Here is a 12,151-nt window from a genome sequence, read left to right on the forward strand (position 1 = left end):
CCGCGAAGGCGTCCGTGAATTCACCGCCGTATTCGCAGGTAAACCCGCTCCCACAGGGGCTCGCGCCCTAGACCGATTCCGCGGATAAACCATGCCAACCCGAAGCATCAAGTCACTGGCCGGTATCACCGCCACCCTGCTCTGCGCCGCCGCCCTTTGGTGGGCCTACGACAGTTTCCAGAGCCGCTACCTGCGCCCCTTCGACAACCAGGCCACCTTCTTCGACGGCAGCCAGTTGCAACTGCCGCCCGAGCTGTCCGGCCCCGGCCCGATCCGCGTGGTGCACTTCTGGGACCCGGCCTGCCCGTGCAACGTCGGCAACCAGCAACACCTGGGCGAGCTGGTCGCGCAGTTCGCCCCACGGGGCGTGAGCTTCCACGTCGTGCAGAAGCCCGGCAGCCATGGCCAGCTTCCCGCGAACCTCACCGCCCTGAAACCACTGGCCAGCCTGCCCGGCAGTGAACGACTACCCGCCACGCCCGCCGTGGCAATCTGGGACCACGAGGGCAACCTGGCCTACTTCGGGCCCTACAGCGAAGGCGCGGTGTGCAACTCGAGCAACAGTTTCATCGAACCGATTCTCAAAGCACTGGAACAAGGGCGCCGGGTCCAAGCCTCCAACACCCTTGCGGTGGGCTGCTACTGCCCCTGGGCCGGCTGACGCACCCGCGCCGGGTTGCCCACCACCACCGCCCCCGCCGGCACATTGCGGGTCACCACGCTGCCGGCACCGACCACGGCGTTGTCGCCGATGGTCACGCCGGGCAGGATGATCGCCCCGCCACCGATCCACACGTTGTCGCCGATAGTCACCGGCCGGCCGCTTTCGAGGCCGGTACGGCGAAGCTCAGGGTCCATCGGGTGGTCGGCGGTGTAGATCTGCACCGCCGGGCCGATCTGGCAGTCGGCGCCGATGCGCACCGGCAGCACATCGAGGATCACGCAATTGAAGTTCATGAAACTGTTGGCGCCGATGCTGATGTTGTAGCCGTAGTCGCAGTAGAACGGCGGGCGGATCACCGCGCCGTCGCCGACCTGGCCGAAATGCTCGATCAACAGGCCATGGCGCGCGTCGTTGAGCAGCTCGACGCTGCTGTTGTAGCGGTGCATCCAGTGCTTGTTGGCGATCTGCTCGGCCTGCAGCTCGGGGCAACCGGCGTGGTAGAGCTCACCGGCCAACATCTTCTGTTTTTCGCTGAGGGACATGGAAACTCCTTTCAGGGACTATGCTCAGTTCGCGAATCCGCCGATGATCGGACCACATTTTTCGCTGGCGTGCACAAGGAGTTTCGATGAAGCGCAGCCTGACCCTGCTGGCGGTGGTGATCGCCGTGGCCGCCGCTGGCACCGGTTACTGGTACGTGCAGGGCAAGCAGCCCCAGCGCGAGGGCGAGGTGGCCGTCAGCGGCTTGCAGGCGCCGGTCAGTGCGCGCTACGACGCCCGCGGCGTGCCGCACTTGCAGGCACAGAACGAACAGGACCTGTACCGCGCCCTGGGCTACGTGCACGCCCAGGACCGCTTGTTCCAGATGGAAATCATGCGCCGCCTGGCCCGGGGCGAGCTGGCCGAGGTGCTGGGCGAGAAGCTGGTGCCCACCGACACCCTGTTCCGCAGCCTGCGCATCCGCGACCAAGCCGCGTTGATGGTGCAGCGCCTGGACCACCAGTCACCAGCCTGGCAGGCCCTGCAGGCGTACCTGGACGGCGTCAACCAATGGCAGGCGACGCACCCCAAACCCATGGAGTTCGACGTGCTCGGCATCCCGAAGCGCCCGTTCACCGCCGAGGACACCCTGAGCATCGCCGGCTACCTTGCCTACAGCTTCGCGGCAGCGTTTCGCACCGACCCGGCGCTGACCTATATCCGCGACCAGCTCGGCCCCGAGTACCTGAAGATCTTCGACCTCGACTGGAAGCCCGACGGCGCCGTCGCCACCCCGCTGGCCGCCGCCGACTGGCGCAGCCTCGAGCAGCTGGCGCGGCTGAGCCACGATGCCCTTGGCGAGGTCGGCATCCCGCAGTTCGAGGGCAGCAATGCCTGGGCCGTGGCCGGTAGCCACACCCGCAGCGGCCGCGCGCTGCTGGCCGGCGACCCGCATATCAGCTTCGCCGTGCCGGCGGTGTGGTACGAGGCTGAACTGTCGGCGCCGAGCTTCAACCTGTATGGCTATTTCCAGGCCCTCAACCCGTTCGCCCTGCTCGGCCACAACCGCGATTTCGGCTGGAGCCTGACCATGTTCCAGAACGACGACGTCGACCTGATCGCCGAGAAGACCAACCCGGCAGATTCGAATCAGGTGATGGTCGATGGCCACTGGCAAGCGCTGGAGAAAACCGAGCAGCAGATCGCGGTCAAAAGCCAGGCGCCGGTGAGCATCACCCTGCGCCGCTCGCCCCATGGCCCGATCGTCAACAGCGTGCTGGGCGACACGGCCGGCCCGGCGCCGATCGCCATGTGGTGGGCGTTCCTGGAAACCGAGAACCCATTGCTCGACGGTTTCTACCAGATCAACCGCGCCGACACCCTCGGCAAGATGCGCGAGGCAGCGGAGAAGGTCCAGGCGCCGGGGCTGAACCTGGTGTGGGCCAACGCCCGTGGCGATATCGGCTGGTGGGCGGCGGCGCGCCTGCCGATCCGCCCGGACGGGGTCAACCCGGCGTTCATCCTCGACGGCAGCAGCGGCCAGGCCGACAAGCCCGGGTTCTACCCCTTCAGCGTCAACCCGCAGCAGGAGAACCCGGCCAGCGGCTATATCGTCTCGGCCAACTACCAGCCACCGGCCTCGATAGCGATACCCGGTTACTACAACCTGGCCGACCGTGGTCGCCAGCTCGATCGCCAGCTGAGCAACCCGGACATCAAGTGGGATATCCAGAACAGCCAGGCCCTGCAGCTCGACACCAGCAGCGACTATGGCCCGCGGACCCTGGCGCCGCTGCTGGGCACCCTGCGCACGGTCGCCAGCGGTGACGAAGAGAAGGAACTGGTGGAACAACTGGCCGCCTGGCGCGGCGACTACCCGCTGGACTCCACCAGCGCCACGCTGTTCAACCAGTTCCTCTACGAGCTGGCCTTCGCCGCGCTGCACGACGAGTTGGGCGACACCTGGTTCCCGGTGTTGATCAGTACCCGCGCCATCGACGCCGCCCTGCCGCGCCTGGCTGCCGACGTGGATTCGCCCTGGTGGAACACCCGTGGCGGCAACGAGCACACCGACCGCGCCGCCATCGTGCGCCTGGCCTGGCAACGCAGCCTGAAGCACCTGCGCGAAACCTTCGGCAAGGACCCGGCCAGCTGGCAGTGGGGCAAGGCCCACACCCTCACCCACAACCATCCGCTGGGGATGAAGAAGCCGTTGAACCTGCTCTTCAATGTCGGCCCGTTCGCCGCGCCGGGCACCCATGAAGTGCCGAACAACCTTTCGGCGAAGATCGGCCCGGCGCCCTGGCCGGTCACCTATGGGCCTTCGACCCGCCGGGTGGTCGATTTCGGCGACCCGGGGGCGGCGTTGACCATCAACCCGGTCGGGCAGAGTGGCGTGCTGTTCGACAGCCACTACAAGGACCAGGCCGAGGATTACATCGAAGGGCGCTATCACAAGACGCGGATGGGGGTGATTCCGGCGCAGAGCACCTTGCGCCTGGTGCCGGGCAAATAACGCCCAGCGCGTCACGCGATCCCTGTAGGGGCGGCTTCAGCCGCGATCACCCGCACAGCGGGTGCCACACACCGCGGTGCCCGCATCGCGGCTGAAGCCGCTCCTACAGGGGGCCATGGCTCAACCCTGCCACTTGCCGCCTTCGACGATCACGCTCTCCGGCTTGGTGTCATCGCTGAGTTCTTTGCGCACGTACTGGTCGTACAGCTTGAGCAGGAACTTCTCCTCGCCCAGCTTGGCCAGCTCGGCGTTCACCCAGTCGCGCAGCTCGGTGTTGCCCTTCTTCACCGCTGGGGCGATCGGCGCCTCGTCACCCAGCAACTGCGGCAATACGCGATAGCCCGGGTTCTGCTTGGCCCAGCTGAACAGGATCAGGTTGTCCTGGGCATAGGCCTCGCCACGGCCGCTGGCCAGGGCGGCCAGGGACTCGGTGTTCTTCTCGAACTTCAGCAGCTTCCAGTCCGGGTGGTTCTTGGTCAGCCAGATATCGGCGGTGGTGCCGGTGGTGACGATGATGGTCTTGTCGGCCAGGTCGTCGAGCTTCTGCACCGGGCTGCCATCGGCGACGATGGCCTGCACCGCCACGCGCAGGTTGGGGTTGGTGAAGTCCACCGCCTCTTTGCGCTCGGGGGTGACGGTCATGTTGGCGAGGATCAGGTCGACCTTGTCGCTCTGCAGGAACGGAATGCGGCTGGCGGGCTCGACGGCGACGAACTCGACCTTGTTCTCGTCGCCCAGCAGCTCCTTGGCGAAGCGCCGGCCGATATCGGTGTCAAAGCCCACGTAGCGGCCGCTTTCATCGACGAAGCCGAACGGCGGCTTGTCGGTGAACACCCCCACGATCAGCTTGTCGCGGGCCTTGATGGTTTCCAGGTAGCTGGTGGCCGGCGAGGCGGCGGCGGGCTTGGCCGCGTCTTCGGACTTGTTGCAGCCGGCCAGCAGGGCCAGGCCAAGCAGTGGAGCGAGCAGTTTGGCGAACGGTGCGGTCTTCATGACAGTTCCTTGTGCAATGACTTGGGCAGTGACTTGGGCAGGCTTTCGACGAACGAGAATTTCTCCAGGAACTGCTGCGCGCGTGCGCTCTGCGGTTGGGTGAAGAAGCGCTCGGGGTCATTCTGTTCAAGGATCCTGCCGGCCTCCATGAACACGATGCGGTCGGCCACCGCGCGGGCGAAGGCCATTTCGTGGGTGACGATGAGCAGGGTCATGCCGTCGCGGGCCAGGCCCTGGATCACCTGCAGCACCTCCTTGACCATCTCCGGGTCTAGGGCCGCGGTGACTTCGTCGAACAGCATCACCTGGGGGTTCATGCACAGCGAGCGGACGATGGCGATGCGCTGCTGCTGGCCACCGGAAAGCTGCCGGGGGAAGGCGTCACGCTTGTCCAGCAGCCCCACCCGGGCCAACAGCGCCTCGGCCTGGGCCTGGGCTTCGCGGCGCTCGCGCTTCTGCACCTTGAGCGGGCCCAGCAACAGGTTGTCGAGCACGCTCATATGGCCGAACAGGTGGTAGCTCTGGAACACCATGCCGACCCGCTGGCGCACCTGGCGCCAGTCGGTGCCCGGGGCGAGCAGTTCCTGGCCGTCGAGGCGCAGGCTGCCGCCTTGGGCTTCCTCCAGCCCGTTCAGGCAGCGCAACAGCGTGCTTTTGCCGCAGCCGCTGGGGCCAAGAATCACCACCACTTCGCCGGCCTGCACCTGCAGGTCGACATCCTTGAGCACCTGGTGCTCGCCGAAGAATTTGTTGAAACCCTGGAATTCGATCAATGCGTTCATGGCTGGGCCCAGCGGCGTTCCAGCACGCGCGAAGCGGCGGAAAGCGGATAGCAGACGAGGAAGAAGAACAGGAACAGCGCGCCGTAGATCAGCACCGACTCGTAGGTACGCTCGATGATCTGCTGGCCGACCTTGATGACGTCGACCACACCGATCAGCACCGCCAGCGAGCTGGTCTTGATGATGCGCGTGTAGATGTTGATGGTCGGCGGGGTCATGCGCTTGAGCGCCTGGGGCAGCAGCACGTAGCCATACAGCTGCCAGCCGCCCAGGCCGATCGACAGCCCGGCCTCGCGTTGCCCGCGGGGTAGCGATTGCAGGGCGCCGCGCACCACCTCGCCCACCTCGCTGGCGCCCCACAGGCCCAGCACCAGTACCGCGCACCAGAAGCTGGGGATGCTCAGGCCGAAGAAGATCGGCAGCCCGAAGAACACCAGGTACAGCCAGACCAGCACCGGAATCGCTCGGAACAGTTCCAGGTACACCTGCAACAGGATATTCAGTGCCCGATTGCCGAGGGTCGCCAGCACGCCGTAGAGCACGCCGCCCAAGGTGGCGAACAGGATGCCCAAGGCCGAGATCGCCAGGGTCTGCGCCGCGCCCGCAGCCAGTTGCGGCAGCGACACCAGCAACAACTCAATGCCCGAACTGGCCATGTTGCAGCCTCCTTTCCAGGTAGCGCAGCAGCAGCGACAGCGGCAGGAAAATCAGCACGCAGAGCAGGGTCAGCACGGCGAGCATTTCGTAGGTCTTGTAGTACAGGGCGATGTAGTTCTTGGTGGTGTAGAGAATCTCTGGCACCGCCACCGCCGAGACCACGGTGGTTTCCTTGAGCAGGAACACGAAGTTGGCGAACAGCGCCGGCAGGCTGAGGATGCCGGCCTGGGGCAGGATCACATGGCGCAGCAGCTGGCCTTCGGAGAGCCCGATGGAGCGGCCGGACTCCAGTTGCGCACGCGGCACCGCTTCAACGCCGGCGCGCAGTACCTCGGTGAGGTAGGCGCCGCCCATGAAAGTCATGGTGATGATCGCCGCGGTAAAGCCGGACACCTTCAACCCCAGGCTCGGCAGGGCGAAGTAGACGAAGAACAGCTGGATCAGCAGCGGCGTGTTGCGGGCAAGTTCCACATAGCCCTGCACCAGACGGCGCAGGTAGGGCGTACGAAACACCAGGATCGTTGCATTGACCAGCGCCACCAGCATCGAGGTGGCGATGGCGATCAGCCCGACCTGCAGGGTCACACCCACGGCCTTGAAGAACGCGGGCAATGTGCTAAGCATGAAGGCGGTGTCGAAGCTCATGGAAAGGGCCTCGGCACGGGGGTTTGAAGGTATGGCATGGGGAGGTTCCAGCTCGGCGCGAGGGTCGCTCGACGTCCTTGTACAGAGTGATGGCGCTGTGCCGGTAAGCACGATAGGCAAACTCTAAAGGCATAAGAATGTTTTTCTAAATACCTTTATTGCATATCGATATCCCCCTTCGAACTGCTCGGAAATTTCCTTCATCACAAAGGGATCTTTCTGAATAAACCCCTTTCAAAAGAGTTTCAGAATGCGACCTGCATGGCCCATCACACCTACAAGGACGATAACGATGAACAGCCCCTGCTCTCCCGCCTCGAATGAACAATTGCTCTGGTTGCTGGCACTGCGCCGGGCGCTGGCCAGCCAGCGCTGAGCCCACTATCGGGGTTCACACCTCTCCCTGTAGGAGCGGCCTTGTGTCGCGAAAGGGCTGCGCAGCGGCCCCAGGATTTCAGCGGCAATGCAGAAAATGCCGGGGCCGCTTTGCGGCCCTTTCGCGACACAAGGCCGCTCCCACCGGAATCTCGCAAAGCTGAGGCTGGTGTGGTCACCCGCGAAAAAGGCATTGCGGTGGCTGGCACCCGCTTCGCGGGTGTTCGCCGGCAAAGCCGGCTCCTACAGGTTCCTGCCCAATAAAAAACCGACGCAATTTGCGTCGGTTTTTCGTTCAGGCGTAAGTCGTGTCGGGTATCAGAACGCCGGCAGTACCGCGCCCTGGTACTTCTTGGCGATGAACGCCTTCACCTCGGGGCTGGTCAGCGCCTTGGCCAGTTTCTGGATGGCCGCGCTGTCCTTGTTGTCCGGGCGGGCCACCAGGAAGTTCACGTATGGCGAGTCGCTGCCCTCGATCACCAGGGCATCCTTGGCCGGGTTCAGGCCGGCTTCCAGGGCGTAGTTGGTGTTGATCATGTCCAGGTCGACCTGGTCCAGCACACGCGGCAGCATGGCCGATTCCAGCTCACGGAACTTGAGCTTCTTCGGGTTCTCGGCGATGTCTTTCGGGGTGGCCAGGGCGTTCTTCGGGTCCTTCAGGGTGATCAGGCCAGCCTTCTGCAGCAGGAGCAGGGCACGGCCGCTGTTGCTGCCTTCGTTGGGGATGGCGACGGTGGCGCCTTCCTTCAGCTCGGCCAGGCTCTTGACCTTCTTCGAATAGCCACCGAACGGCTCGACGTGCACGCCGATCACGGTTTCCAGGTGGGTGCCCTTGCCTTCGTTGAAGTTCTTCAGGTACGGCAGGGTCTGGAAGTAGTTGGCGTCCAGGCGCTTCTGGTCGACCTGCACGTTGGGCTGGACGTAGTCGGTGAAGACCTTGATTTCCAGGTCCACGCCCTCTTTGGCCAGGGTCGGCTTGATCAGTTCGAGGATTTCGGCGTGCGGCACGGGCGTGGCGGCGACCACCAGTTTTTCAGCGGCGTTGGCGAGGCCCGTGAACGACAGGGCGGCAGCCAGGGCGGTGGTCAGCAGGGTCTTTTTCATGGTGATCCTTGTTCTATAGCTGGGCCATCGCAGATGGCGACGTCGGGTGCCCATCCGTTCGGGTGGGCGTGAAACGGACAATACCGATTATTTTTATTCCGTAACAATATCTTTTGATTAGCTGCTTATTCCGATTAGGCATTGGAGAGTTGCAGCGCGTATTAGATCGAGCGCCGCCCGCGCGGCGCATCGCGGATGAATCCGCTCCTACCGCTACCGCCGCTCCGTTTGCCTCAAGCCCTGCGCCAAGGCTTTACAGGTGCGGCACTTGTGTAGGAGCGGATTTATCCGCGATGCGCCGCATAGGCGGCGCTCGAACTCAAGAGCCCTGCAAGACGTCGTCTAGGACGCGGTTTCGTCCAGTCGGGCCAGGGCTTCATCCAGCAGCCGACGCAGCTCACCGAGGGTCTGCGCCTCGCCGCCACGACGTAGCTGCTCCAACTGTCGCGCCAGGCTGGCCAGGGGGGCGATGTCCGGCAGGTCGAGGTGCTCCGGGAGGATTTCATCGCCGTCGCTGACCAGCAGTGCAAAGTGGATAACGTTCTCCAGCTCGCGGGTGTTGCCCGGCCAGGCATGAGCTTCCAGTGCCTGCTGCGCCGCCTCGCTGATCAGCGGCACCGAACGGTCCAGGCGCACGCTGTAGATGCCGACGAAATATTCGGCCAAGGGCAGGATATCGCCGACCCGGTCGCGCAGCGCCGGCAGTTCCAGCTCGCCCTCATGCAGGTAGTGGTACAGCCGCTCGTTGAAGCGGCCGGCCCGCACCGCCTGGGCCAAGTCAATGCTCGATGCGGCGACCAAACGCACATCCACCGCCTGGGCCTGGGTCGCGCCGACACGGGTCACTTCACGGTTCTCCAGCGCCGCCAGCAGCTTGCCCTGGATCGCCAGGGGCAGGTCGGCGATCTCATCCAGGTACAGCGTGCCGCCGTTGGCCGAACCGAACCAACCGGCCCGGCTGCTGGCGGTGCCGCCCTGGGTGCCGGCGCTGTAGCCGAACAGTTCGGCGTCGGCATAGGTCGGGCTGATGGCCGCGCAGTTGACCGAAACGAACAACCCACCACGATCACTGGCGCGGTGGATCTGCCGGGCCAGCAACTCCTTGCCGGTGCCCGTCTCGCCGCAGATCAGCACCGGCAATGGTTGAGGCGCCAGGCGCTCGAGGGCCCGGCGCAGCGCCTGCGAGCGTTCATCGACGAACACCAGCGCCTTGGCGCGGATGCTCAGCGGGCTCTTGTCCAGCTCGGGGAAGGTCAGCAGCGGCTGGCCGAAAGGGCTGTGAAACGTCATGGAATACTCCCGCCCCGACCGCAAGCGGCCGAGGCTCAAGGCAATGCTGTGGATAAGTGCCGAATCAGGCGCGGCGCAGCGCGCGCTGGTCGATCCGCGCCTGCAGGCGGTAGAGATAGGCGAAGCCCTGCTCCCAACGCTCATGGCCGGACTTGACGTTGATATGCCCGGCATTGGTCAGCAACCCCGCCTCGGCTCCCCAGGCACTCGCCAGGTGCAGCGCACGGGGCACACTCACTGCCGGGTCGTTGTCGGAGCTGACTACCTGGCTGGGGAACGGCAGCGCCTGCAACGGAATCGGCGCGAAGTTGCGCAGGGCCGGCGCGCAGGTCGGGCGTTCGACGTCGGCCGGCGCCACCAGCAACGCGCCACGCACCCGGCGCAGCAGCTCAGGGCTGGCGTGCGCAGCCCAGTGGGCGACGGTGATGCAGCCCAGGCTGTGGGCGATGAGAATCACCGGCGAGCGTTCGGCGGCAATTGCCTGCTCCAGGGCCTGCACCCAATCGCGCCGCTGCGGGGTCAGCCAGTCGTGCTGCTCGACCCGGGCGCTGTTGGGCAGGCTGCGCTGCCAGTGACTTTGCCAATGGTTGTCTGGCGATCCTTGCCAGCCCGGCACAATCAGGTAACGAATCGACTCATTGCGCATGGGGACGCCTCCAAGGTGTTTGCGTGCTTGGGGGCCAGTATAGGGAGGGAATCTCTAACGTAAAGGAATAAGAAGCTATTTATTAATAACCAAAATCAAGATCGCTTTACATGCCGGGGCTCGTGGAACCAGGTCTTTCACGGCTGCATCTGGATAGCAGTCCAAAGGATCTCGCTTGCCTAACCCAGGTGAAGCCCCGCTCGGTACGGTCGGTGTGGCGGGTGACCAGGTGATTGCGGTACTGGTAAAACCCGACGGCGCCTTTTTCTTCCTGGGCGGTGGTGAGTTTGCCCACGCCTGCGTGTCACCCTTCATGCTGCTAGGGTAGGCATCAATGCAATGGGTTCTGCTATTCAAAACGCCCGCCAATCCTTCATCACCTTAACCCACCCACATGCAATTCTTCGAACACAACATCATCATCCAAATCGGAGAAACTATTGAAGTCGTCAATATCATCCGGCATGCTGTAGTAAATCAGATAATTTCTATCGACAATCAAGTAACCACCCATCACCTCTTGCCTTCTGGACACACGCTTCAACTCCCCAGCCGTTATACCCGGATAAAAACGTCTATCAAATCTTCCTTTATAGGGAGGTTTACACCGCAACGCGGTTATTTTTCCGTCGTCCTTGGCGGAAAATGAAATTGCCCCTCCAGCTATCTCATAGCATACGTACCTGACACCAAAATTTTCAAACTCAAAAACTTCCACATCAAAGGTATCGGCGACACAATAAAAAATATCCTCAGCACAATCGCCCAAGGAAATCCCACCGATCGACCTGCCAGGAACTATGTCGGAATCAAAACGAACAACAGTATGATTTTGCATTGCCCACTCCATGGTTTCATGAGTACGTCACCTGCGTAGACAGGAGCGTTTTATTCTGCCGTGGCGCTCAAAGCCACCAAGACCTATGCGACCCTACACCTAATCATCTGGGTGGATTGCTCGGCAATAGTCGCCACCTTGGGTTTTCCATACATTCCTTGTAACGACTTAATAATTTGTCCCGACATAACGTTCAATGTCATGCCCCCGGTGGACCTTAACACCCCAAGAAATCCGAAACATTGACAGATAATTCATCAACACAAAAGCCTATGGCATCAGACAACCGCTCAAAATCTTTGCGCAAATACACTATATAGAGATCAGTAGCATCCTCATATTTATCTAAATAATGATCAAAACCCACACCAAACCCAACACCAGACTTCCTAAGGAAAAGCTCTTTCCTTATCAACTCTCCCTCCTCCACATATTCTACATTGATCCAAATGCACCCCTTACATTCAAGACGAGCATTGATTTTTCTCAAATCACTGGCCTCGACCATAAACTCTCCCATTCCAGCATCCATTCCAGAGAGGACTATGAAAATTTAAATACATCTACCATCACTCCCACACTAGAAACCTCAGAGACGAGATCATTAACCAGGCGAAAGAAAGCAGATTAATTTTTCCCACTCACCCCGACGGGCAGAATCATAGTAAAAATATACCCACCCCTCTTTTCTCCTCACCCCTAAACCACCAACTCTTAACTGGAAACTAAATCACCCACATAGCCGATAAAATATTTTACTAGTATTTCATCCACCAGCTTGTAGTTTTCACCGCCACATTCAAGAAACTCCATGAACCAGCTTAGCTTCTCTGACATCATCTCTTGATCATCAGATTCATCAATACTAAGCAGCAGCATGGCCAAGCGGGCGCTCAATGAATTTTTGCTATAGAGATCTCTTGCGTCTGAAATCTGTCCTCTCCATTTTTCGGCCAGCTCTTTACACTCCAGCTGTCCGCTTTTACATAAGACATAACCATCAGTCAGGTCCATTGGGTTCGGCAGCACCCCAGGAAATTCATAACCAATTGCCCTGAGGGCTTTGAGCATAAAGTCCCTCAGTAAGATATTTGCCTCTCGGCCATCTTCAGGCCATACGATCTCACCGTACGCAAAGCTCATTCCCATTCCACTCCTAAAT

14 protein-coding genes are annotated in these 12,151 nt (G+C 61.9%); 3 read left to right on the plus strand and 11 right to left on the minus strand.

Annotated elements, in window-relative coordinates; translation table 11 throughout:
- Positions 1 to 91: 91 nt before the first annotated feature.
- The gene (locus tag JYG34_RS24790) at positions 92 to 661 is read left to right on the plus strand and encodes a DUF6436 domain-containing protein (RefSeq protein WP_213658772.1); all 570 of its coding nucleotides are present in this window, start codon (positions 92 to 94) and stop codon (positions 659 to 661) included.
- On the opposite strand, the gene JYG34_RS24795 is transcribed toward JYG34_RS24790, so the two are convergent.
- Positions 640 to 1,206: a sugar O-acetyltransferase gene (locus tag JYG34_RS24795; RefSeq protein WP_213658773.1), complete on the minus strand. Its 567-nt coding sequence runs from the start codon at positions 1,204 to 1,206 to the stop codon at positions 640 to 642. The genes JYG34_RS24790 and JYG34_RS24795 overlap by 22 nt on opposite strands.
- A gap of 86 nt (positions 1,207 to 1,292) precedes the next feature.
- Here JYG34_RS24795 and JYG34_RS24800 point away from each other — a divergent pair, with 86 nt between their 5' ends.
- Positions 1,293 to 3,659: a penicillin acylase family protein gene (locus tag JYG34_RS24800; protein ID WP_213658774.1), complete on the plus strand. Its 2,367-nt coding sequence runs from the start codon at positions 1,293 to 1,295 to the stop codon at positions 3,657 to 3,659.
- A 120-nt stretch (positions 3,660 to 3,779) separates the two neighbouring features.
- Here the strand turns inward: JYG34_RS24800 and JYG34_RS24805 are convergent, their stop codons facing one another.
- The 7 genes from JYG34_RS24805 to JYG34_RS24835 all read right to left on the minus strand — a co-directional run bounded on the left by JYG34_RS24805 (position 3,780) and on the right by JYG34_RS24835 (position 10,151).
- Complete coding sequence (locus JYG34_RS24805) at positions 3,780 to 4,652, minus strand: transporter substrate-binding domain-containing protein (RefSeq protein WP_213658775.1); 873 nt, start codon at positions 4,650 to 4,652, stop codon at positions 3,780 to 3,782.
- On the minus strand, positions 4,649 to 5,434 hold the full coding sequence (locus JYG34_RS24810) for an amino acid ABC transporter ATP-binding protein (RefSeq protein ID WP_213658776.1): 786 nt from the start codon (positions 5,432 to 5,434) through the stop codon (positions 4,649 to 4,651). The genes JYG34_RS24805 and JYG34_RS24810 overlap by 4 nt, the downstream gene beginning before the upstream one ends.
- Positions 5,431 to 6,090 carry an amino acid ABC transporter permease gene (locus JYG34_RS24815; RefSeq protein ID WP_213658777.1) on the minus strand — a complete coding sequence of 220 codons (660 nt, stop codon included), beginning with the start codon at positions 6,088 to 6,090 and terminating at the stop codon, positions 5,431 to 5,433. The genes JYG34_RS24810 and JYG34_RS24815 overlap by 4 nt, the downstream gene beginning before the upstream one ends.
- Entirely contained in the window at positions 6,071 to 6,736 is a 666-nt protein-coding gene (locus JYG34_RS24820) for an amino acid ABC transporter permease (protein ID WP_213658778.1), read from the minus strand. Before JYG34_RS24820 ends, JYG34_RS24815 begins: the two co-directional genes overlap by 20 nt.
- 693 nt (positions 6,737 to 7,429) lie before the next feature.
- Positions 7,430 to 8,215, minus strand: coding sequence for a MetQ/NlpA family ABC transporter substrate-binding protein (locus JYG34_RS24825; RefSeq protein ID WP_213658779.1), 786 nt, complete (start codon positions 8,213 to 8,215; stop codon positions 7,430 to 7,432).
- Positions 8,216 to 8,557: 342 nt separating this feature from the next.
- The gene (locus tag JYG34_RS24830) at positions 8,558 to 9,505 is read right to left on the minus strand and encodes a sigma 54-interacting transcriptional regulator (protein ID WP_213658780.1); all 948 of its coding nucleotides are present in this window, start codon (positions 9,503 to 9,505) and stop codon (positions 8,558 to 8,560) included.
- A gap of 64 nt (positions 9,506 to 9,569) precedes the next feature.
- Complete coding sequence (locus tag JYG34_RS24835; protein WP_011536247.1) at positions 9,570 to 10,151, minus strand: alpha/beta hydrolase; 582 nt, start codon at positions 10,149 to 10,151, stop codon at positions 9,570 to 9,572.
- A gap of 175 nt (positions 10,152 to 10,326) precedes the next feature.
- On the opposite strand from JYG34_RS24835, the gene JYG34_RS24840 reads away from it, so the two are divergent.
- Positions 10,327 to 10,479, plus strand: coding sequence for a hypothetical protein (locus tag JYG34_RS24840; RefSeq protein WP_213658781.1), 153 nt, complete (start codon positions 10,327 to 10,329; stop codon positions 10,477 to 10,479).
- A gap of 48 nt (positions 10,480 to 10,527) precedes the next feature.
- Here JYG34_RS24840 and JYG34_RS24845 read toward each other — a convergent pair whose 3' ends face one another.
- The 3 genes from JYG34_RS24845 to JYG34_RS24855 all read right to left on the minus strand — a co-directional run bounded on the left by JYG34_RS24845 (position 10,528) and on the right by JYG34_RS24855 (position 12,132).
- Positions 10,528 to 10,989 carry a hypothetical protein gene (locus JYG34_RS24845; protein ID WP_213658782.1) on the minus strand — a complete coding sequence of 154 codons (462 nt, stop codon included), beginning with the start codon at positions 10,987 to 10,989 and terminating at the stop codon, positions 10,528 to 10,530.
- Positions 10,990 to 11,206: 217 nt separating this feature from the next.
- Positions 11,207 to 11,521, minus strand: a complete 315-nt coding sequence (locus JYG34_RS24850; protein ID WP_213658783.1) for a hypothetical protein — start codon at positions 11,519 to 11,521, stop codon at positions 11,207 to 11,209.
- A 182-nt stretch (positions 11,522 to 11,703) separates the two neighbouring features.
- Positions 11,704 to 12,132: a hypothetical protein gene (locus JYG34_RS24855; RefSeq protein ID WP_213658784.1), complete on the minus strand. Its 429-nt coding sequence runs from the start codon at positions 12,130 to 12,132 to the stop codon at positions 11,704 to 11,706.
- Positions 12,133 to 12,151: the final 19 nt, after the last annotated feature.

This window comes from Pseudomonas entomophila (assembly GCF_018417595.1).
GTDB lineage: Bacteria > Pseudomonadota > Gammaproteobacteria > Pseudomonadales > Pseudomonadaceae > Aquipseudomonas > Aquipseudomonas entomophila_C.